This is a genomic window from Saccharopolyspora sp. 7B (genome assembly GCF_020177435.1).
Taxonomy (GTDB): domain Bacteria; phylum Actinomycetota; class Actinomycetes; order Mycobacteriales; family Pseudonocardiaceae; genus Saccharopolyspora_C; species Saccharopolyspora_C gregorii.
Window position 1 is genome coordinate 1 of record NZ_JAIUKC010000142.1, and the last position, 21316, is coordinate 21316.

Annotated in this window: 20 protein-coding genes; 13 read left to right on the forward strand and 7 right to left on the reverse strand. The window is 73.1% G+C overall.

Going from position 1 to position 21316, the window contains the following annotated elements; translation table 11 throughout:
- Nucleotides 1-663 precede the first annotated feature (663 nt).
- From LCD33_RS21520 to LCD33_RS21545, 6 genes are all read left to right on the forward strand, one after another.
- On the forward strand, nucleotides 664-3129 hold the full coding sequence (locus LCD33_RS21520; RefSeq protein WP_224961268.1) for an FAD-dependent oxidoreductase: 2466 nt from the start codon (nucleotides 664-666) through the stop codon (nucleotides 3127-3129).
- 101 nt (nucleotides 3130-3230) lie between these two features.
- Nucleotides 3231-3851, forward strand: coding sequence for a cyclodeaminase/cyclohydrolase family protein (locus tag LCD33_RS21525; RefSeq protein ID WP_224978208.1), 621 nt, complete (start codon nucleotides 3231-3233; stop codon nucleotides 3849-3851).
- Nucleotides 3852-3952: 101 nt separating this feature from the next.
- Nucleotides 3953-4804, forward strand: coding sequence for a bifunctional 5,10-methylenetetrahydrofolate dehydrogenase/5,10-methenyltetrahydrofolate cyclohydrolase (locus LCD33_RS21530; RefSeq protein WP_224961271.1), 852 nt, complete (start codon nucleotides 3953-3955; stop codon nucleotides 4802-4804).
- 63 nt (nucleotides 4805-4867) lie between these two features.
- Entirely contained in the window at nucleotides 4868-6241 is a 1374-nt protein-coding gene (locus tag LCD33_RS21535) for an L-serine ammonia-lyase (RefSeq protein WP_224978209.1), read from the forward strand.
- A 43-nt stretch (nucleotides 6242-6284) separates the two neighbouring features.
- Nucleotides 6285-7133, forward strand: a complete 849-nt coding sequence (gene purU / locus LCD33_RS21540) for a formyltetrahydrofolate deformylase (protein WP_224961261.1) — start codon at nucleotides 6285-6287, stop codon at nucleotides 7131-7133.
- A 227-nt stretch (nucleotides 7134-7360) separates the two neighbouring features.
- Complete coding sequence (locus tag LCD33_RS21545; protein ID WP_224961259.1) at nucleotides 7361-8506, forward strand: aromatic ring-hydroxylating dioxygenase subunit alpha; 1146 nt, start codon at nucleotides 7361-7363, stop codon at nucleotides 8504-8506.
- 334 nt (nucleotides 8507-8840) lie between these two features.
- Here LCD33_RS21545 and LCD33_RS21550 read toward each other — a convergent pair whose 3' ends face one another.
- The gene (locus tag LCD33_RS21550) at nucleotides 8841-10274 is read right to left on the reverse strand and encodes an MFS transporter (protein ID WP_224978210.1); all 1434 of its coding nucleotides are present in this window, start codon (nucleotides 10272-10274) and stop codon (nucleotides 8841-8843) included.
- 413 nt (nucleotides 10275-10687) lie between these two features.
- Here LCD33_RS21550 and LCD33_RS21555 point away from each other — a divergent pair, with 413 nt between their 5' ends.
- A complete protein-coding gene (locus LCD33_RS21555) occupies nucleotides 10688-11032 on the forward strand; it encodes a bifunctional 3-phenylpropionate/cinnamic acid dioxygenase ferredoxin subunit (RefSeq protein ID WP_224961255.1) in 345 nt (114 codons plus the stop codon).
- Nucleotides 11033-12196 (forward strand): NAD(P)/FAD-dependent oxidoreductase, encoded by a 1164-nt coding sequence (locus LCD33_RS21560; protein ID WP_224968195.1) that lies wholly within the window; start codon nucleotides 11033-11035, stop codon nucleotides 12194-12196.
- Nucleotides 12197-12276: 80 nt separating this feature from the next.
- On the opposite strand, the gene LCD33_RS21565 is transcribed toward LCD33_RS21560, so the two are convergent.
- The 3 genes from LCD33_RS21565 to LCD33_RS21575 form a co-directional block, all read right to left on the reverse strand.
- On the reverse strand, nucleotides 12277-12939 hold the full coding sequence (locus LCD33_RS21565) for a GntR family transcriptional regulator (RefSeq protein ID WP_224961251.1): 663 nt from the start codon (nucleotides 12937-12939) through the stop codon (nucleotides 12277-12279).
- A gap of 178 nt (nucleotides 12940-13117) precedes the next feature.
- Nucleotides 13118-13300 carry a hypothetical protein gene (locus LCD33_RS21570; protein ID WP_224961249.1) on the reverse strand — a complete coding sequence of 61 codons (183 nt, stop codon included), beginning with the start codon at nucleotides 13298-13300 and terminating at the stop codon, nucleotides 13118-13120.
- 288 nt (nucleotides 13301-13588) lie between these two features.
- Nucleotides 13589-14278 (reverse strand): type 1 glutamine amidotransferase domain-containing protein, encoded by a 690-nt coding sequence (locus LCD33_RS21575; protein ID WP_224968190.1) that lies wholly within the window; start codon nucleotides 14276-14278, stop codon nucleotides 13589-13591.
- 181 nt (nucleotides 14279-14459) lie between these two features.
- Here LCD33_RS21575 and LCD33_RS21580 point away from each other — a divergent pair, with 181 nt between their 5' ends.
- The 3 genes from LCD33_RS21580 (at nucleotide 14460) to LCD33_RS21590 (ending at nucleotide 16618) form a co-directional block, all read left to right on the forward strand.
- Nucleotides 14460-15311, forward strand: coding sequence for a helix-turn-helix domain-containing protein (locus LCD33_RS21580; RefSeq protein WP_224961245.1), 852 nt, complete (start codon nucleotides 14460-14462; stop codon nucleotides 15309-15311).
- A gap of 153 nt (nucleotides 15312-15464) precedes the next feature.
- Nucleotides 15465-16370, forward strand: a complete 906-nt coding sequence (locus LCD33_RS21585; protein ID WP_224968188.1) for a hypothetical protein — start codon at nucleotides 15465-15467, stop codon at nucleotides 16368-16370.
- The gene (locus tag LCD33_RS21590) at nucleotides 16283-16618 is read left to right on the forward strand and encodes a nucleotide disphospho-sugar-binding domain-containing protein (RefSeq protein WP_308011313.1); all 336 of its coding nucleotides are present in this window, start codon (nucleotides 16283-16285) and stop codon (nucleotides 16616-16618) included. The genes LCD33_RS21585 and LCD33_RS21590 overlap by 88 nt, the downstream gene beginning before the upstream one ends.
- Nucleotides 16619-16663: 45 nt before the next feature.
- Here LCD33_RS21590 and LCD33_RS21595 read toward each other — a convergent pair whose 3' ends face one another.
- Nucleotides 16664-16810, reverse strand: coding sequence for a hypothetical protein (locus tag LCD33_RS21595; RefSeq protein ID WP_224961241.1), 147 nt, complete (start codon nucleotides 16808-16810; stop codon nucleotides 16664-16666).
- Nucleotides 16811-17011: 201 nt separating this feature from the next.
- Here LCD33_RS21595 and tatA point away from each other — a divergent pair, with 201 nt between their 5' ends.
- Nucleotides 17012-17281, forward strand: coding sequence for a Sec-independent protein translocase subunit TatA (gene tatA, locus LCD33_RS21600; protein ID WP_224968186.1), 270 nt, complete (start codon nucleotides 17012-17014; stop codon nucleotides 17279-17281).
- Nucleotides 17282-17315: 34 nt separating this feature from the next.
- Here tatA and LCD33_RS21605 read toward each other — a convergent pair whose 3' ends face one another.
- The gene (locus LCD33_RS21605; protein ID WP_224968184.1) at nucleotides 17316-18629 is read right to left on the reverse strand and encodes a cytochrome P450; all 1314 of its coding nucleotides are present in this window, start codon (nucleotides 18627-18629) and stop codon (nucleotides 17316-17318) included.
- A 107-nt stretch (nucleotides 18630-18736) separates the two neighbouring features.
- Nucleotides 18737-20200: an amidase gene (locus LCD33_RS21610; RefSeq protein WP_224968182.1), complete on the reverse strand. Its 1464-nt coding sequence runs from the start codon at nucleotides 20198-20200 to the stop codon at nucleotides 18737-18739.
- Nucleotides 20201-20364: 164 nt separating this feature from the next.
- On the opposite strand from LCD33_RS21610, the gene LCD33_RS21615 reads away from it, so the two are divergent.
- Nucleotides 20365-21192 carry a GNAT family N-acetyltransferase gene (locus tag LCD33_RS21615; RefSeq protein WP_224978211.1) on the forward strand — a complete coding sequence of 276 codons (828 nt, stop codon included), beginning with the start codon at nucleotides 20365-20367 and terminating at the stop codon, nucleotides 21190-21192.
- Nucleotides 21193-21316 lie beyond the last annotated feature (124 nt).

The window sequence follows — 21316 nt, forward strand, 5'->3', positions numbered from 1 at the left end:
CGTGTTCTGCTGACGACCCAGCTCCGCCCCCACAGCAGCGGCCACCTCCGGATCCACCACCGCAAGCCGGTCGTTGAACGCAGCTGCACTTCCGGACGAGTTCATGGGACTCCTTCGACACCGGGAATCTGCACGGGAGCACTGGGGAGACGGCGGGTGAACGACCGGCCGGACGACTACCATCCAACTGAAATATCAGAAGGCTTCTGAGCGTAAGCAGCGGAATTCTCCGGGTCAAGGGTCCGAAGTCACCGAGGCGCGCGCCGCCGCACCCCGCCGCCGCCACCACGGCGCGACGCGCCCGGGCGGCGGCGCGCCGGGCCGTTCAGCCGTCCGCGTGCACCGCGGAGAAGAGGGCCGAATCGGCCCTTGACCGCTGCTCCCACCAGCGCTTACTCTGCCGTTCACTTGATATATCAGTCTTGCGCCCAGCTGTTCCGGTCGGTCCAGGAACACATCCGGAATCCGGCGTTCGGCTCGGTCAGGTCACCGCAGGCGGCGGCCCGTTCCGACACGTCCCCCCGTGCTCCGCGGAAGTCCGCATCGGACGACCACCGAACCCCACCACTCCCCCTTCTCCAGCCCGAGCTCCTGCCCCGTGGCACCAGTCCGCACCTGCCGTCCTCGCAGCGGTCGCCGCAGGCCGCCCGTTAGGAGACCAGCATGAGCACCCCACGCGTCGTCATCATCGGAGCCGGGATCGTCGGCACCAACCTCGCCGACGAGCTCACCGAACGCGGCTGGGACCGCGTCACCGTCCTCGACCAGGGACCGCTGCCGCTCACCGGCGGTTCCACCTCGCACGCCCCGGGACTCGTCTTCCAGACCACCGGGTCGAAGACGATGACCGAGTTCGCCACCTACACCAGGGACAAGCTCGCCGCGCTGGACGTCGACGGCGGGTGGTGCTTCAACCAGGTCGGCGGCCTGGAGATCGCCACCACGCCGGAACGGCTCGCCGACCTGCACCGCAAGCAGGGCTGGGCGACCTCCTGGGGGGTGCCCGGCACCGTCCTCGGGCCGGAGGAATGCGCGAAGCTGCACCCGCTGCTGGACCGGGACCGCGTCCTCGGCGGGTTGCACACCCCCACCGACGGGCTCGCCAAGGCCTCCCGCGCCGTCATCGCCCTCGCCCGCCGCGCCGAAGCCCGCGGCGCCCGCTTCCAGGGCTCCACCCGCGTTCTCGGCATCAACACCAGCGGCGGCAAGGTCACCGGCGTCGAGACCGACCAGGGCGAGGTGCCCGCCGACCTCGTGGTGTCCTGCGCCGGGTTCTGGGGCCAGGCCATCGGCGACATGGTCGGCATGCGGGTGCCGCTGCTGCCGCTGGCGCACCAGTACGCGCAGACCGACCAGCTGCCCGAACTCGCCGGGCGCAACGACCCGCGGATCGAGGCGCGGCTGCCGATCCTGCGCCACCAGGACCACGACCTGTACTACCGCGAGCACGACGACCGGCTCGGCATCGGCACCTACGCGCACCGCCCCATCCCGGTCGGGCTGCACGAGCTGCCGCAGGACGAGGACGCGCCCAGCGAAGCGGCGATGCCGTCGATGCTGGCGTTCACCGAGGAGGACTTCGCCGCGTCCTGGGAGCACAGCAAGCGGCTGCTGCCCGCGCTGCGCACCGCGAAGGTCGAGACCGGGTTCAACGGCGTCTTCTCCTTCACCCCCGACGGCGGGCCGCTGGTCGGCGAATCCCCGGACGTGGCCGGGTTCTGGATCGCCGAGGCGGTGTGGGTGACGCACTCCTCCGGCGTGGCCCGCGCCGTCGCGCAGCTGCTGGTGGACGGGCGCAGCGAGATCGAGCTGCACGGCTGCGACGTGCACCGCTTCGACGAGATCGAGGTGACCCCGCAGCACGCGGACGAGACCTCGCAGCGCAACTTCGTGGAGATCTACGACGTCAAGCACCCGCTGCAGCCGAAGTTCTCCCCGCGGGACCTGCGGGTCAGCCCGTTCCACGCGCGGCAGCGCGAACTCGGCGCGTTCTTCCTGGAAGCCCACGGCTGGGAACGCCCGCACTGGTACGAGGCGAACGCGCCGCTGGTCAAGGAACTGCCGATGGAGTGGCAGCCGCCGTCGCGGGACGCCTGGTCGGCGATGTACCACTCCCCCGTCGCCGCGGTCGAAGCGTGGAAGACCCGCACCGCCGTCGCCCTCTACGACATGACCCCGCTGAAGCGGCTGGAGATCTCCGGCCCCGGCTCGCTGGAATTCCTGGACCGGCTCACCACCGGGAAGATGGACAAGTCCGTCGGCTCGGTCACCTACACGCTGCTGCTGGACCGCGCCGGCGGCGTGCGCAGCGACCTCACCGTCGCGCGGCTCGGCGAACGGCTGTTCCAGGTCGGCGCGAACGGGAATCTGGACCTGGACCACCTGCGGCGGAACCTGCCCGACGACCACGGCGTGCAGGTCCGGGACATCACCGGCGGCACCTGCTGCGTCGGGGTGTGGGGGCCGCTGGCCCGGGACCTGGTGCAACCGCTGAGCCGGGACGACTTCTCCCACGATGGCTTGAAGTTCTTCCGCTGCAAGCGGGCGCACATCGCGGGCATCCCGGTCACGGCGATGCGGGTGTCCTACGTCGGCGAGCTCGGCTGGGAGATCTACACCAGCGCCGAGTACGGGCAGCGGCTGTGGGACGTGCTGTTCGAGGCGGGCCGCGAGCTCGGCGTGGTTCCCGCGGGGCGCGCCGCGTTCAACAGCCTGCGGCTGGAGAAGGGCTACCGGGCCTGGGGCGCGGACATGACCACCGAGCACGACCCGTTCGAAGCGGGCGTCGGGTTCGCGGTCCGCCGGAACAAGGGCGACTTCGTCGGCAAGGACGCGTTGGAAGGCCGCGACCAGAATTCGGTGTCGCGGCGGCTGTCCTGCCTGACGATCGACGACGGGCGCAGCGTGGTGCTCGGCTCGGAGCCGGTGTTCGTCGACTCGGCGCCCGCCGGGTACGTCACCTCCGCGGCGTTCTCGCACACCCTCGGCTTCCCCATCGCCTACGCGTGGCTGCCCGCGTCGGCGGAACCCGGGACCTCGGTGGAGATCAAGTACTTCGACCGGATGGTGCGGGCCACCGTCGCCGCCGAACCGCTCGTCGACCCGGAGATGCACCGCATCCGCCGGTGACCCCGGACCTCTCGCGAGGTGAGCGGCCCGCGCGACCGAGCGGATGGGCTGCCGGACCGTTCACCTGGAACGGGTTTCCCGCACTACGACGAAGGATGCTGATGCGCACGGATTCGATCGACACCTTCCTGCAGGGCCTCGCCTCCCGCGATCCCGCACCGGGCGGCGGCGCCACCGCCGCGCTGCACGCCGCGCAGGGCGCCGCCCTGGTCGCCATGGTGGCGCGGTTCAGCGACGGTGCGAAGTACGCCGAGCACGCAGCGGAGATCGGCGCGGTGCTGGCGGAGGCCGACGAGCTGCGCGGGCTGGCGCTGGACCTGGTGGAGCGGGACGCCACCGCGTTCGGCGCGGTCGGCGCCGCCTACGGCCTGCCGAAGGACACCGCGGAGGCGAAGTCCGCCCGGTCCCGGGCGATCGCGGCGGCGCTGGCCGAGACGAGCCGGGTGCCCGTCCAGGTCATCGCGGTCGCCGACCGGGTCGTGGGCCTGGCCGAGCGGTTGCGGCCCGTCGGCAACCGCAACGTGATCACCGACATCGCGGCGGCCGCGGACGCGGCGCGCGCGGCGGCCTCCACCTCGCGGGTGAACGCGGAGGTGAACCTGCCCGGCGTCGCCGCCCCGCCCCCCCGGGACGCGCTCGCGGCGGCGATCGCCGAGGCCGCCGACGTCCTCCACCGAGCCGATGAGACCACCACCGCGGTACGGGAGCAGATCCAGCGATGACCACTTCACCCGCAGTGCCCGACACCGGCTCGCCGGCGGCCGGCCGGTCCGGAACCGCCGTGCCCGCAACCGATCCGACCACGACCGGCGCGACCCCACCGGTGGAGACCGCGGTGCTGGACGGCACCGGCCCGGCCCGCGCCATCCGGGCCGAGGTCGCCGCCGCCGCGGCCGAGCTCGCCGCCGCGGGCGTGCCCGCCCGGCTGGCCGTCGTGGTGGCCACCGACGACGAGTCGAGCGCCTGGTACGTGCGCTCGATCGCGAAGGCGGCCGCGAAGTCCGGCGTGGAGTGCGAGGTCGTGGACCTCGGCGCCGACGCCTCCGCGGACCGCATCCGCGAGGAGCTCGCGGCGCTGAGCCGCGAACCGGAGGTGCACGGCATCATCCTGCAGACCCCGCTGCCGCCGGGCGCCGACTTCGAGGAACTGGCCTCCTCGATCGCACCGGACAAGGACGTGGACGGGGCGAACCCGCTGTCGGCGGGCCGGCTCGCCGCCGGACTGCCCGCGTTCCCGCCCGCGACGGCCGCCGCGGTACTCGCGGTGCTGGACCACCACGGCGTGCCGCTCGCGGGGCGCGACTGCGCGGTGGTGAGCCGCTCCACCGTGGTCGGGAAACCGGTGGCGCAGCTGCTGCTGGGGCGGGACGCGACGGTGATGATCTGCCACCGCCACACCGCGGACCTGGCCGCGCGCACCCGGACGGCGGACGTGCTGGTGGTGGCGGCCGGTCGGCCGGGCCTGATCGCGGAGCAGCACGTGCACCGGGGTTCGGTCGTGGTGGACGTGGGCACCAATCCGACGCCGGACGGCGGGTTGGTCGGCGATGTCGACCCGGCGGTGTCCGGCCGGGTCGCGGCGTTGACGCCGGTGCCGGGCGGGGTGGGGCCGGTGACGACGGCGCTGCTGCTGCGGCACACCGTGCGGGCCGCGCTCGCGGAGTCCGGCGGTTAGGCAGCGGTCAGCGGCGCGGTGCGGACCGCGCCGCCTCCGGAAACCTCCAGGTGGGGAGCGCACATGACCCTCTCAGTGTTCGACCTGTTCAAAGTGGGCATCGGGCCGTCGAGTTCGCACACCGTCGGCCCGATGCTGGCCGCGTTCCGGTTCGTGGCGCGGCTGCGCGAGTCCGGGGTGCTGCCCCGGACGGCGGCGGTGCGCTGCGAGCTGTTCGGCTCGCTGGGCGCGACGGGCCACGGCCACGGCAGCGTCCCGGCGGTGGTGCTGGGTCTGCTGGGCGAGCAGCCGCACCTGGTGGACCCGGTGCGCACCGAACCGGACGTGCGGGCGGTGCGGGAGGAGGGCCGGATCAGCCTCGGCGGCGAGCGCAAGATCGCGTTCTCGGTGGAGCGGGACGTGGTGCTGCACCGGCGGAAGCGGCTGGAGTTCCACACCAACGGGATGCGCTTCGACGCGTTCGACGCGCACGGGGAACCGCTGCTGCGCCGCGAGTTCTTCTCGGTCGGCGGCGGTTTCGTGCTGGACGAGGACGAGGCGGGCCGGCCGGTGCTGGTGGCGGGCGGGCCGGAGGTGCGCTTCCCGTTCCGCACCGGCGCGGAGCTGCTGGCGCGGGCCCGGGAGTCCGGTTCGCGGATCAGCGACGTGATGCTGGCGAACGAGCTGTCCTGGCGGCCCGAGCAGGAGACCCGGGACGGCCTGCTGCACATCTGGTCGGTGATGCGGGAGTGCGTGGACAACGGCGCGCGCACCGGTGGCGTGCTGCCGGGCGGCCTGCGGGTGCGGCGCCGGGCCAAGGAGCTGCGGGAGCGGCTGGAGTCCGGGGTCGACGAGAGCGACGCGCTGCACGCGATGGAGTGGGTGACGCTCTACGCGCTGGCGGTGAACGAGGAGAACGCGGCGGGCGGCCGGGTGGTGACGGCGCCGACGAACGGCGCGGCCGGGATCGTGCCGGCGGTGCTGCACTACGCGCATCGGTTCCTGGCCGGGTTCGACGAGGACGCGGTGGTGCGGTTCCTGTTGACGGCGGGCGCGATCGGCGTGCTGTTCAAGGAGAACGCGTCGATCTCGGGCGCCGAGGTGGGCTGCCAGGGCGAGGTCGGGTCGGCGTGCTCGATGGCCGCCGCCGGCTTGGCGGAGGTGCTGGGCGGCACCCCGGAGCAGGTGGAGAACGCCGCCGAGATCGGCATCGAGCACAACCTGGGCCTCACCTGCGATCCGGTGGGCGGCCTGGTGCAGATCCCGTGCATCGAGCGGAACGCGGTGGCCTCGATCAAGGCGATCACCGCCGCCCGGATGGCGCTGCGCGGCGACGGCGAGCACCACGTCTCCCTGGACAAGGCGATCAAGACGATGGGCGAGACCGGGGCGGACATGAAGGACAAGTACAAGGAGACCGCCCGCGGCGGCCTCGCCCTCAACGTCGTCGAGTGCTGACGACCCCGACAGCGATCAGAGCCGTGCGAGCACAGGAGGAACGATGACCAGGAAGTTCACCCTGACGTTGAGCTGCCCCAACCGCAGCGGCATCGTCCACGCGGTCAGCAGCTACCTGGTGGGCCAGGGCTGCGACATCGCCGAGCACCGCCAGTTCGACGACGGCGTGAAGGGCCGGTTGTTCCTGCGCACGCAGGTGACCGCGGACCGCGAGGTGGACTTGGAGGTGGTGTCGCGGAGCTTCGAGCCGGTGGCCGCGGACTTCGAGATGGACTTCTCGTTCGACGCGGACCGCGACGCCCGGGTGCTGGTGATGGTGTCGAAGCTGGGCCACTGCCTGAACGACCTGATCTTCCGCTGGCGCTCGGGCGGGTTGAGCGCGGACATCGTGGCCGTGGTGTCGAACCACGAGACGTTGCGGCCGATGGCGGAGTCGGCGGGCCTGCCGTTCGTCCACGTGCCGGTGACGCCGGAGACGAAAGCCGCAGCGGAGGCCCGGCTGCTGGAGCTGGTGGACGAGTACGACGTGGAACTGGTGGTGCTGGCCCGCTACATGCAGGTGCTCTCGGACGAAGCGTGCAAGGCGCTGGAGGGCCGGGCGATCAACATCCACCACTCGTTCCTGCCCGGCTTCAAGGGCGCGAAGCCGTACCACCAGGCGTATTCGCGCGGGGTGAAGCTGGTGGGCGCGACGGCCCACTACGTGACGCCGGACCTGGACGAGGGCCCGATCATCGAGCAGGAGGTGATCCGGATCGACCACACGCACGACCCGGTGGCGCTGCAGGCGGTGGGCCGGGACGCGGAGGCGCTGGCGCTGTCCCGGGCGGTGCGCTGGCACTGCGAGCGGCGGGTGCTGCCGAACGGGCACAGCACCGTGGTGTTCCGGTGATCGGTTCCGGCCGCGGCTCTTGACATCGCAGCCGCGACGCGCTGCCATCTGTAGCGCAATGCGCACCCCGTTGCCATTCGTGCAACGACTCGACTTCCACTCAGCAGCCACCGCGCGGATCCGCCGCGCGGTGCGTTTCCGACGTTCCGCGGGCGGCCCCTGCGCCCGCCGGTTCCGATGCCGTAGCGAGTTGTGTCCCCTTCCCCTCTGCCGCGAGGAGCATTGCCATGACCACCGGTGAGCTGTCCACTCCCGACACCGGCGAAGCGCTGCCCGAGAGTCTGCGCGAGACGCTGGCCGGTTACTACTACACGGACCCGTCGATCTTCCGGACCGAGCAGGAGGCGATCTTCGAAGCGGGGTGGTTCTGCGCGGTGCTGAGCGCGGACCTGGCCCGCCCCGGGCAGTACGAGACGGTGCAGATCGGCCGGGAGAGCGTCGTCGTGACCCGCGGCCGGGACGGCGCGATCAAGGCCTACCTGAACGTGTGCCGGCACCGCGGGGCCCGGCTGTGCACGGAGGAGAAGGGCGAGGTGCGGCGCTCCTTCCAGTGCCCGTACCACGCGTGGACGTACGGCCTGGACGGCAAGCTGGTGGCCGCGCCGAACCTGAACGCGATGCAGGACATCGACCGCGTCGAGTACGGCCTGCACACCGTGCACGTGCGGGAGTGGCTGGGGTACGCGTGGCTGTGCCTGGCCGAGGACCCGCCGTCGTTCGAGGAGACGGTGATCGGGGACGTGACGAACCGCCTGGGGTCGCCGGAGGCGATCGTCGGCTACCAGGTGGCGGACCTGAAGCTGGGCAGGCGCATCGAGTACGACGTGAAGGCGAACTGGAAGCAGATCGTCGAGAACTTCATGGAGTGCTACCACTGCGCGACGATCCACCCGGAGCTCACCGAGGTGCTGCCGGAGTTCGCCGACGGCCTCGCCGCGCAGTACTTCGTGGGCCACGGCGCCGAGTTCGGCGAGGAGGTGCAGGGCTTCACGGTGGACGGTTCGGCGGGTCTGGAGCGGATTCCGGGTGTGCAGGAGGACCAGGACCGCCGCTACTACGCGATCACGGTGCGCCCGCAGGTGTTCATCAACCTGGTGCCCGACCACGTGGTGTTCCACCGGATGTTCCCGCTGTCGGCGGAGCGCACCATCGTGCGCTGCGACTGGCTGTACCTGCCGGAGGTGGTGGAGTCGGGTGCGGACATCGATCGGTCGGTGGAGCTGTTCCACCGGGTGAACCAGCAGGACTTCGACGCGTGCGAGCGCTGCCAGCTGGCGATGGATTCGCGGTCGTACCGCAAGGGCGGGGTGCTGGTGCCGAGCGAGCACCACATCGGTGAGTTCCACGACTGGGTGCGCGAGCGGGTCGGCTGAGCGCCGTTCTCCCGGCCCGGGAACGGTCCCGCCCGAGCCGCGGCCGCTTGATTCTCCGGGCGCGGCAACGGTTTCCGCCGGTGCGGACGCGTACTGCGCCGGGTGCGGCTGCGGGCGGAACGGGAGCCCGCGGCGCGGAGCCGGACAGGACGCACCAGGGCCGCGCGGACGACGCGGCGCAGACCCCGACACGGCGCAGCGCAGGGCCGGGCGGCGCAACGCGGAGCCGGGCGGCACTGGACCGGACAGCGCCGGGCCAGGCAGCACGGGACCGGGCAACGCAGAGCCGGGCAACGCCGCGCCGGGCAGCGCAGCACCGGTCAGCGCGGATCGCCTACTGCCGCGGGCTCTCCAGCGGCACGCCGTCGGCGGACAGCGGCGGCGGCGGGAGCTCGGAGCTGGAGGTCAGCGGTGCCGCCCCGTCCAGCGGCCGACCGGCCTGCTCGCTGAGGAACCGCGTGCTGACGACGCCGACGATCCCGGCCCCGACCAGGAAGTAGCCCGGCCAGTCGAGGTTCCCGGTCGCGGTGGCCAGCGCTTCGATGATCGTCGGCGCGGTGCCGGCGAACAGCGACACGGCGAGGTTGAACAGCACCGCCAGGCTGCTGTACCGGATCATGGTGGGGAACAGCGCGGGCAGCGTGGACGGCGAGACGGCCGCGAAGCACACCAGCGCCAGCCCGATGATGAGCAGCCCGGCGACCTGCCCCACCAGTCCTCCGCGCAGCAGCCAGACCGCGGGCAGTCCCAGCAGGACCAGCCCGACGCTCCCCGTCATGAGCACGGGTTTCCGCCCGACGCGATCGCTGAGCCGCCCCACCGAGACGATCACGCACAGCATCAGCACCATGACGACGACCTGGAGCGCGGTGGCGACCTCGGGGCTGCTGCCGCCGAGCCCGTAGCGCGGCAGCGTGCCGGTGAGGTAGGTCGGGACGTAGTTCGTCAGCACGTAGTTCGTGACGTTCCAGGCCACCACGATGCCGACGGCGACGAGCGCGGCCGCCCGGTACCGGGTCACCACGATCTGCAGCGCGCGCCGGGAGGACATCGTGGCCAGCGCTGGTGAGCGTTCCATCAGCTGCCGGAACGCCGGGGTGTCCTCCAGCCGCAGCCGCAGGTAGATGCCGGTGATGCCCAGCGGCAGCGCGAGCATGAACGGCACCCGCCAGCCCCAGGAGAGCAGATCCTGCTCGGGCAGCACGGCGATCACCGTCCAGCACACCCCGGCGCCGAACGTGTAGCCGGTGAGGGTGCCGAACTCCAGCCAGCTCCCGAAGAAGCCGCGCCTGCGGTCCGGCGAGTACTCGGCGATGAGGGTGAGCGCGCCGGTGTACTCGCCACCGGCGGAGAAGCCCTGCAGCATCCGCACGAACAGCACCAGCAGCGGCGCGGCGACGCCGATCGCCCCGTAGCTCGGGATCAGCCCGAGCAGCACGGTGGACACGGCCATGAGCACGACGGTGGCGGAGAGGACCTTGGTGCGCCCGATCTTGTCGCCGAGCCTGCCGAACACGAATCCGCCGAGCGGGCGCATCAGGAACGCGGCCGCGAACGCGCCGAGGGTGTAGGCGGTGGCCCACTGGCCGCCGTCCGGGAAGAACACCCGGCCGAGCACGACGGCCGCGAGGTAGGAGTAGATCCCGAAGTCGTACCACTCCGCGACGTTGCCGATCGCCGCCGCGGCGACGGCGCGCCGGACGGTGCGCTCCTCCTCCACGACCGGCCGGCGGAAGGCCCGCCTGGGCCGCTTCGAGCGGTCGATCATGAGGTCTCCCCCGATGCGCGCTGCCGCGCCGTTCCCGGCCGCCCCGTCCCCTTCGACGCCAGGTCCGTGGTTGATATATCTGTTGCACGATAAGTGGTGGTCAGGACCGGGTCAACACGCCGTTCCGGTGCCCTCGCGGCCCCCTTGGAGCCCGCTGAGGAACCCCTCGCGGGCACCGGCCGGCGGGCACTCTCCGGCGACGGCGCGCCGCGAACTTCCCACAGCAACAGGGGTTTTCGCTACCGGCGGGTTTCCGCGCGTTACACCCGCGGCAACTCTCAGGCCTCCGTGGGCGCCGATTCGCCCGCTCGGCGGGGACGGCGAATTTCATCGTTGACGACCAAGGTGACGAGCCTCATTCTATCGGTTGCGCATTGCAGTACGGGTTCCGCCATCTGCAACAGGAGGCCAGAATGATTCCAGTGGGCGCGCTGTCCGACATCCCTCCCGGCGAGTCGGCCCGGGTGCAGGGCGAGGTGGCGATCGCTGTGTTCAACGTGGACGGCGAGCTGTTCGCCATCGACGACACCTGCACGCACCAGGACGCTTCGCTCTCCGACGGTTGGCTCGAAGGCTGCGCGGTCGAATGTCCGCTGCACGCGGCCTGCTTCGACCTGCGCACCGGCCGCCCCAGCGGCCCACCCGCCAAGAAACCCGTGCGCACCCACCGGGTCACCGTCGACGACGGGATCGTCTACGTGCTCGAGAGCAGCGACGTCGACGCCGTCGCCGGTGCGGTCGTGGAAGAGGTGAGTTGATTGCGCGAGATCACCGTCGTCGGAGCCTCGCTCGCCGGTCTCACCGCGGTCCGCGCGCTGCGCGAGCACGGCTTCGACGGGCGCATCGTCGTCGTCGGCGACGAGGAGCACGCCCCGTACGACCGGCCCCCGCTGTCCAAGGAGTTCCTCGCGGGGACCGCCTCCGAGGACGACATCGCCCTGACCGAACCGGACGACTCCGCGCTGGAAGTGGACTGGCGGCTGGGCCGCGCGGCCACCGGCCTCGACCTCCGGAACCGGGCCGTGCTGCTGGCGGACGGCGAGCGGATCACCTCCGACGCCGTCGTGCTCGCCACCGGTGCCCGCGCCCGCGCGCTACCAGGACAGGTGCCGGAGGGCGTCCGGACGTTGCGCACCCTCGACGACGCCCGCGCCCTGCGGGAGGAACTCGTGCCGGGAGCACGCCTGGTCGTCATCGGCGCCGGCTTCATCGGCGCCGAGATCGCCTCCACCGCGGTCGGGCTCGGCGTCGAAGTGGACGTCGTCGAGGCCGCCGCCGTCCCGCTGCAGCGGGCGCTCGGCCCCGAGATGGGCGAGGTGTGCGGCCGGATGCACGCCCGCAACGGGGTGCGGATCCACGTCGGCACCGGCGTCGCCGAACTGGTCGGCGAGCCCCGGGTGACCGCCGTCCGGCTCGCCGACGGCCGCGAACTGCCCGCCGACGTGGTCGTGGTCGGCATCGGGGCGCAGCCGAACGTGGAATGGCTGGAAGAGTCCGGGATCCCGCTGCGGGACGGCGTGCGCACCGACGCGGCGGGGCGGACCGAGGTGCCGGAGGTGGTGGCGGTCGGCGACTGCGCCAACGCCCACCGGGACTACACCGCGGAACCGCTGCGGCTGGAGCACTGGACGAACGCCGCGCAGCACCCGGCCGCCGCGGCCGCCGCGCTGCTCGGCACCGAGCACTCCGCCCCGGCGCACCACGCCGTCCCGTACTTCTGGTCCGACCAGTACGGCAGCAAGATCCAGTTCGCCGGGCACCGCACCCCCGGCTGCACCGTCCGGATCGAGGAGGGCGACGTGGACTCCGGCGAGTTCCTGGCGCTGTACCTGGATTCCGCGGACGAACCGGTCGGGGTGCTCTCGGTCGACCGGGCCAAGTCGTTCGGGCGCTGGCGGCGGCGGCTCGCCGCCAGGTTGTGAACGCGCACCGGGTCCGGTCGCGGCCGTGACCACGTCCCGGAGGGAGCGAGGTGCCCCCGCTCCTCGCTCCGCCCGGCGGATCACACCACCGCGCGGATGGCCTCCTCGAAACCGAGCACGTGGTCGCAGGCCAGCTGCTCGGCTTCGTCGGCGGACCGCGCGCCGATCGCGCGCAGCAGCCCGGAGTGCTCGCCGACGTGGCTGTCGAAGTGCGACATGCGTTCCAGGAACAGGCAGAAGATGCGGGTGGCGAGGTTGTCGTAGCGCACCAGGGTGTCCTCCAGGTGCGGGTTCCCCGCGGCGCGGTAGATCGCGCGGTGGACGTGCAGGTCCCAGCGCATCAGCTCGTCCCTGGTCAGCGAGCGCACGTCGACCTCGTCGAGCTCGTCGGCCATCTCGACCAGCTCGGCCAGCACGGCGGCGCTCGCGGATTCGGCGGCGCGGCGGGCCGCCAGCGGTTCCAGCTGCACCCGCAGCTCGGAGATGTAGGCGAGGTCGGTGATGTCCACCGCGGTCGCGAAGGTCCCCCGGCGCGGATAGGACACCACGAGCCGGTCGATCTCCAGCCGCTTCAGCGCCTCGCGGACCGGTGTCCGGCCGACGTCGAGCGATTTCGCCAGCGCCACGTCGTCGATCGCGGTCATCGGCGGGATGTCGAGCATGATGAGCCGGTCGCTGATCTCCGCGTACGCCTTGTCGGCCAACGACGCGTAGACGGGTTCATCGGTGGTCGTCGGGTTCATCGCGGCCTCGGCTCCACCGAGGGGCGGTCGATTCCGCACATCTTGAGCCTTGACATATCAGCACTGTATCTGTTGGAGGTCTGTGCACGAACAGAACCCGGGCCGGTTTCCGCTCGGTGGAACGCGCGCGGGGGGGGCACCGTTCGTGGCGCGGCCGGGGTGTTCCGGGGCTCCGGGTTCAGCGCTTCTTGCCGCTGCGCTTGGCGGCCACGCAGTCCGGGCAGGTCGGCATGCCGCTGAACATGGTCTCGGCGTAGGTCTTGTCCAGGAACGCCTTGCCGCACAGCGAGGTGGCCAAGCTGTCCCAGGGCGAGACCTTCCCGCAATGCCGGATGCCGTCGTGCACGATGTCGGTTGCCATGAGCCTTGCCTCCAGCTCTAGTGCCCTCTTCCGAATGAACAACTCCCCGATCGGACGTCCACTCCAGCACGTTCGGTAACCAGAAGGCAGCTCATTCCGCCGCTCAACGCCGTGCGGTCACCCCATTGCGGCCAGCGGTAGATCAAGATTCGGCCGAAGTGATGACCTTGTGCATTGTTCAACCTCTTCCTGCTGGGCCGATCGGGTGTGATCACCAGGGCGCTGGTCCGACGGGGCGGCGACCGGCGCGGACGGCGGAACCGCCTGCGCCGGCCCCCGGATCCCGGTTCACAGCGCGGCGAGCACCTGCTCGGCCATCGGGCCGCTCGACGCCGGGTTCTGACCGGTGAACAGGTTCCCGTCCCGCACGGTGAACGGCTGGTAGGCGGGCCCGCTCTCGTGCACCGCGCCCCGCTCCCGCAACCGGCTCGCCAGCAGCCACGGCGCGCCGTCCGCGGTGCCGAACAGCCGCTCCTCCTCATCGGTGAACGCGGCCATCCGCCGCCGCGCGAACCGCCAGTCCCCCGCCTCGTCCACGGCGCTGAGCAGCGCGGCCGGGCCGTGGCAGACCGCGGCGATGGCGACGCCGGCGCGGTCCGCCGCCACAAGCAGCCGGCCGAGGTCGGGGTCCTCGTGCAGGTCGACCACCGGCCCGTGCCCGCCGGGCAGCACGATCGCCGCGTAGTCGTCGAGCACCACCTCCGCCAGCGGCAGCAGCGGACCGAACTCGTCCAGCGCCGTCGCCGCGTGCGCCACGTGGCGGGCGCAGTCCGGCCCGGCGATCTCCGGGTCGGCGCTGTGCCGGTCCAGCGGCTGCCGCACCCCACCCGGCGAGGCGAAGTCAACCGCGAACCCGGCGGCGGCGAACACCGCGTGCGGCGCGGCGACCTCCTCCGCCCAGTAGCCCGTCGGGTAGGCCGACCCGTCGGTGCGGACCCAGGTGTCGGCGGCGGACATGACGATCAGGACCTTGCGCATCGGGCGCCTCTCTCCTTCGACGGCCGGGGGTTCCTCCCCGGTTCGACCACCAGCCTGGTCGCCGGGGCGCGCCGGAACCGGCGCATCGCGCGCCCTGCCGGTGCGCGGACCCGCGAACCTGGGACTCGGCGGTCCACCCGCACGCCCCCGCGGGCGCCCGGACGGCGGGAGAATCGCGGGCATGGCCCAGCACAACCGCGAACTCGCCGACTTCCTGCGCCGCGCCCGCGGGCTCGGTGATCCGGCCCGCGCCGGACTGCCCGCCGACGGGCGGGTGCGGCGCGTTCCCGGGCTGCGGCGCGAAGAGGTCGCGCTGCTCGCCGGGGTGTCCACCGACTACTACGCGCGGCTGGAACAGGGACGGCGGATCACGCCCTCCCCCGCCGTGGTCGCGGCGATCGGCCGGGCGCTGGACCTGGACGCCGCGGGCCGCGCGCACCTGGCGACCCTCGTCGGCCGGACCGCGAGCCCGCGCCGCAGGCCGAACTCGGTGCAGCGGCTCCGGCCCGGCGTCCACCAGCTGCTCGACTCGCTGGACGGCGAACCGGCGCTGGTGCTCGGCAGGCGCACCGACGTGCTGGCGAGCAACCGGATGGCGCGGGCGCTGTTCACCGACTTCGAGCGGATGCCCGCGGCCCGGCGCAACTACGCGCGCTGGATGTTCCTCGACGACGGCGCCCGGGAGCTGTTCGCGGACTGGGAGGTGCACGCGCGGACGACCGTGGAGAGCCTCCGCCTCGACGTCGGCGCGGACCCCGAGGACCGGGCGGCGGTGGCGCTGGTCGCGGAACTGCGCGCGGGCAGCCGGGAGTTCGGCCGGTGGTGGGACGAGCACCGGGTGCACCAGCGCACCCACGGGTCGAAGCGGTTGCGGCACCCGGTGGTCGGCGAGCTCACCGTCGAGTACGAGACCTTCGCGCTGCCCGGCGATCCGGACACCACGCTGTTCGTCTACACCGCCGAACCCGGCTCGTCCTCCCGCGAGGCGCTGGGGCTGCTCGCCAGCTGGGGCGTGCCCACCCGGTCGCGGTGACCGGCGAGGTTTTTCCCCTCGGAAAGGGGAATTCCGGTCCCGCCCGGCGGGCGGCTCCGGCATCATCCCTACCGTGGGAGCCGGTGGCGCCGAGGCACCGTCGGTCGAGTGCGCGACACCGCGCGCACCCCCTTCAGCTCTTGGAGTCGCCCCGTGCGCGTGCTGTTCTGCGCCGTCCCCGCCTACGGCCACCTCCTGCCGCTCGCCCCGCTGATCGAGGCCGCGCTCGCCGACGGGCACCAGGCGGCGGTGCTGACCAGCGGCGACATGCGGCTCGCGGTCGAGGACGAACTGGCGGCCGGGGTGCAGCTGCTCGCCGCCGGTCCGACGGCGATCGAGTTCACCGCCGAAGCCGCGCGCCGCACCGGGACCGACGTGATGCGCCCGGCGCCGGAGGTCGTCGGGGAGGTCTTCGGCGCCTGCCGCTTGGAGCTCGGCGGTGCCGAGTCCGTCGAGCGCGCGCGGGACTGGGCACCGGACCTGGTGATCGCCGAGTACTACGACACCACCGGCCCGCTCGTCGCGGCCGCACTCGGAATCCCTTGGCACCAGGCGGGAATCGGCCCGGCGGTGCCGCCGGAGCTCGCCGAGCTGATCGGGACTTCGGCGGCCCGCTACCACCGCGAGGCCGGGATCGTCCCCGAACCGCCCACCACCTACCTGGACCCGTGGCCGGAGGAGTTGCAGGAGCCGGGCTGGTCCAGCGCGGTGCCGCCGCTGCCGATGCGCGGCCGGGCGCACCGCCGCCCCGAGGGCCGGGAGGCGCCGCAACGCGGATTCGCGACCGCGGACCGGCTGACCGCGCTGGTCACGCTGGGCACCGTCTTCTCCGACCCGCAGGTGCTGGACGAGTTCGTCGCGGCCGTGTCGAGCAGGCCGCTGAACCTGCGGGTCACGCTGGGCATGGCCCACGGCGCGGGGCCGAACGCGGCGCGCGCCGACGAGGTGCGCGACTCGCCGAGATCCACTACGTGCCGTTCGCACCGCTGGACGACCTGCTCGACGGGGTGGGCGTGGTGGTGGGCGCCGGTGGTTCCGGCACCGTGCTCGGCGCGCTGAGCCGCGGGATTCCGCTGGTGCTGTGCCCGCAGGGCGCGGACCAGCCGACCAACGCGGCGCGCGCGGCGGCCGCCGGGGTCGCGGTCGTCGTCGACTCCCCCGCCGGGATCGCCGCGGCGATCGAGCAGGTGATGTCCGATCCGTCGTACGCGCAGCGGGCCGCGGCCGTCGCGGCGGAGCTCAGCACCCGTCCCGCGCCCGTGGACGTGCTGCACGCCCTCACCGGCTCCCCCGAACCCGTGGTCTGACCGCCCGGACGAACGGCCCCGGTCGAACGGGCCGCTCACCCCGGATCAGCCGGTGGTGCGCACCTCTCGGCCGTCGTCGTAGCACGAGATCCGCACGTCGGACACCTCGACCGGTGCGGCGAGCTCGGCCTGCGGGTCGTCGGTGGCGTTCGGACTGCCGTGGTTCGTCCACCGGGTACCGGGCTCGGCCAAGCGGAAGTCCTGGCCTCGCCCGGCTCGTCGCCGGACCTCGAACCACCGTCGCCGACCACGCGGCCCCCTCGCTCCCCCGTCCGGTGGGGACGGCGAGGACCACCGCATTCCGCCCGAACTCGGTGCACCGGACGGCCCGTCCGGGCCGTGTGCCACCGTGGCACCCGGAATCAGAGGACACCGAGACGGAGGTTCGAGGTCATGACGATGCCGGGTGGATGGCAGCTGGTGCTCGTCCTGGGCGTGCTGGTGCTGCTGTTCGGGTCGAACAAGCTGCCCGAGGTGGCCCGCTCGCTCGGCCGGTCCGCGCGAGTGCTCAAGGCCGAGACGCGGGGCCTGCGGGAGGACGAGGACGCGGCCGCCCAGGTTCCGGCCGCCCAGGAACCGATCGGGCCGGAACCGGTCCCGCAGCGCTCGGCCACCGCGCCCACGACGGCCGCCGAACCCGCCCGCGAGACCACCGCGGGCTGACCCGGCACCGCACCGCGGCGGGGACGCCCGCCCGTCAGTCCCAGGCCACCGGCAGCGAGTGCACGCCGTAGATCACCATCTCGGTGCGCAGGCCCACCTCCGCGGGCGGGACCGCCAGCCGCAGCCCGGGCAGCCGCGCCAGCAGTTCCGCCAGCCCGATGCGCAGTTCCACCCGCGCCAGCTGCTGTCCCAGGCACTGGTGCACGCCGTGCCCGAACGCCAGGTGGTGGTTGCGGGTGCGCCGCAGGTCCAGCCGGTCCGGTTCGGGCCAGCGGCCGGGATCCCGGTCCACCTCCGGCAGCGACACCATCACGGTGTCCCCGGCGCGCACGGTGACCCCGCCGAGCTCCACGTCCTGCACCGCGACCCGCACCGGGCCGGTGTGCACCACCGACAGGTAGCGCAGCAGCTCCTCCACCGCGGTGTCGATCAACTCCGGTTCCGCGCGCAGCGCCGCGAGCTGGTCGGGGTGCTCCAGCAGCGCGAAGGTGCCGAGGGCGAGCATGTTCGCGGTGGTCTCGTGCCCCGCCCCGAGCAGCATCGAGGAGATGTCGACCAGTTCCCGGTCGCTCAGCGCCGGATCCGCGTCGCCGTGCACCAGACCGGAGATCAGGTCGTCGGCGGGGTGCGCCCGCTTGTCGGCGACGAGCCCGCGCATGAACTCGTCCTGCTCGGCGTAGGCCCGCAGCCGGGTCTCCTCGTCCGCGTCCAGGTTCACCAGCACGGCGGTCCGGTCCTGGAAGTCGTCGCGGTCGTCGGGGGCGACGCCGAGCAGTTCGCAGATCACCAGCGACGGCAGCGGCAGCGCGAAGTCGGTCACCAGGTCGGCGGGGGCGCCCGCGGCCCGCATCGCCTCGACGTGCTCGACGGCGATCTCCCGCACCCGGGCCTCCAGCGCGCGCATCCGGCGCACCGTGAACTGGCCGACGAGCAGCCTGCGCAGCCGGGTGTGCTCGGGCGGGTCCATGAAGATGAACCGGCCACCGGTGGGCGGCACGTCGGTGACCGGGCACCCGCCGGTGCCCGCCGCGACGGCGGCCTGGTGGCGCACCACCTGCTCGAGGTCGAGCTGCATGGCGTTCGGGTGGCGATGGGTGTCGGCGCTGAACCGCTCGTCGGTGAGCAGCGCCTTCGATTCGGCGAACCCGGTGACCATCCACAGGTGCGCGCCGTTGCGCAGCCGCACGCCCGCCACGGGACCCTGCGCGCGCAGCGCGTCCAGGCCGGGTGGCGGGGCGAACGGGTCGCTGCCGCGCGCCAGCAGCTCCGGCGGCAGCGGGCGCCGGATCAGCACGTCGGTGGCCGGTGCGGAGTCGTGGGTGGAGGTCCGATCGCCGGTGGTGGTCATCGAGGTCCTCTCGTCGCTCGGGACTGCGGCCCATTCCGGGGCGGACACCGCGACCGCGCCGGTTCCGGTACCACCGACCACGCTACGCGGAAGGCGATCACGAACGGCTAGGCGGAGATCTGCGGCCGCGCTCCGGACCACGGCACGGCCCGCTCCAGCTGGGCGGCGAGCCGGACCAGCACGTCCTCGCGCCCGTAGCCGGCGACCAGCTGCACGCCGATCGGCACCCCGTCGGCGCGGTGCAGCGGCAGCGAGATCGCCGGCTGCCCGGTGAGGTTGAACGGCGCGGTGAACGCGATGCGCGCGGCGGTCTCCGCGAGCAGCACCTCCGGGTCCTGGCTCGGCGCGAGCAGGCCGAGCGGCGGGGGCGGGTCCGGCAGGGTGGGCAGGAGCAGCACGTCGAGCTCGTCCTCCCACAGCGCGGCGAAGCTGCGCGACCAGCCTTGCGCGGTGTCCATCGCACCGAGCCACTGCGCGGCGGTGACCGCGGCGCCCTGCTCGGCGAACAGCGCGTTCATCGGTTCCAGCTCGGCGGGGTCGATGCGCCTGCCGAGGCGCCGCGACCAGTGCTCCAGCTCCCAGGCGGCGGTCGCGCCGAACACGGTCGCCATCGCGGCCATCGGTTCCGCGTCGTCCAGCGCGGCGGCCGCGGTGGGCGCCACGAGGTGGCCGAGCTCGGCGAGCGAGCGGGCCGCCCCGTCCACGGCCGCCGCGCAGTCCGGGTGCACCGGCCCGCCGCCGGGCCGTTCGGTGCGGAAGCCGATGCGCAGCACCCCGGGATCGGCGCCGACCTCGTCCCGGTAGGGCCGGGCGGGCGGTGGCGCGGTGTACGGGTCGCCGGGCGCCATCCCGGCGATCGCGTCGAGCACCGCGGCGGTGTCCCGCACCGAGCGGGTGAGCACGTGCTCGTGCGTCACCGGGCCCCAGTGCTCGCCGTGGCCGGGACCGAGGGAGGTGCGGGCCCTGGTCGGCTTCAGCCCGACGAGCCCGCAGCTGCTCGCCGGGATCCGGATGGACCCGGCCATGTCGTTGGCGTGCGCGACGGGCACGAGTCCGGCGGCGACGGCCGCGGCCGATCCACCGCTGGAACCGCCCGGGGAGCGCGCCGGGTCCCAGGGGTTGCGGGTCGGTCCGTGCGCGAGCGGTTCGGTGGTGATGCTCATGGCCAGCTCGGACACGTTCGCCTTGCCGCAGAACACGAATCCGGCGGCGCGGAACCGGGCCGCCAGGTGCGAATCCTCCTGCTCGACCCAGCCGGCGTCGCGCAGCACCCGCAGCCCGGCGTGCAGCGGGTCGCCCGCGGAGTGGCAGAGGACGTCCTTGAGCAGCATCGGCACCCCGCGGAACGGCCCCGCGGGCAGGGCGGGGTCGGCGGCCTGCGCCAGCGCCTTCTCGAACAGCGGCGTGATCACCGAGTTGAGCTCGCCGTCGACGCGCTCGATGCGGTCCACGGCGGCGTCGACGAGTTCGCGCGGGGACACCTCCCCGCGGCGGACCAGCTCGGCCTGCGCGGTGGCGTCCAGCCAGGTGAGCTCGCCATCGCGCAGATCTTCCCGCACCGCTTCCGCCATGCCGACACTCCCGCCGCAGTCGAGGAATTCCCGTCGTCGATCACCCTGCCACGCCACCCCGCCGCGCAGGTCGGCCGCGTGGGACGGACCTGCGGAACGCCCAGACGGCCCAGCCGAAACCGCCTTTCGGATGTTCACGCATTGCTACGATGAGATCACCAAACGTGGCCGGACGAGAGGCGCGGACGATGACGGCGATCGACGCGGCAGCGGTGGAATCCCTGCACCAGCTGACCGGCGGCTGGCGCCCCTTGGTGCTCGACGCCGATCCGGCCGCCGACGTGCGCGACCTGCCGGGCGTGGCGGTGCGCTGGGCGGAGTCGCGGTTCGCGTTCTGGAACTGCACCACCTTGACCGAGGACGGACTCGGCGCGGACCTGCTCCCGGAGCGGCTGGCGCAGGCCGCGGCGATCATGCGGGAGAAGCGGGGCACCGGTTTCCTGTGGTTGTTCGCGGGCCTCCTGACCCCGGAGGCCCGTGCCGGACTGCCCGCGGCCGCCGAGCGCGCCGGGCTGGACCTGGCGTTCTCCGGCGAAGGCGTGGCGGGCGACGTCCTGCCGCTCCCGGACCCCGAGCACCCGCTGCTGGAGTTCACCCGGGTCCGCACCGAGGAGCAGCTGCTGGCCTACGCGGACCTGAACTCCCGCGCCTACGGCTTCCCGCTCGCCGACGGCCGGGACGGGCTGGCGCGTTCGGAGCTGTGGCGCACCGACGTGCACGCCTACCTCGGGCTGCGGGACGGCGTGCCGGTGACGGCGGCCGCGACGGTGCCCTGCGCGGGCAGGCTGTTCGTGTTGATGGTGGCCACCGATCCGGCGCAGGGGCGGCAGGGCTTCGGCGAGGCCGTGACGCGCAAGGCGCTGCACGAGGGCGGCCGGGCCACCGGCCTCACCCGCGCGACCCTGCACGCCACCGCCGCGGGCGCTCCCGTGTACCGCCGCATCGGCCTCGCCCCGAACACCCCGATCCACTTCTACGCCCTGCGTTCCTGAGTCCGATCACCGCCGATCTTCGACCCTGCCCGGCAGGTCGTGTCGGTTTCCCGTCAGCGGCGAAGCCGCTGAGCCGCCGACCACCCGAGCAAGCCGCCCACCCCCCGGTTAACCCACGCGTATA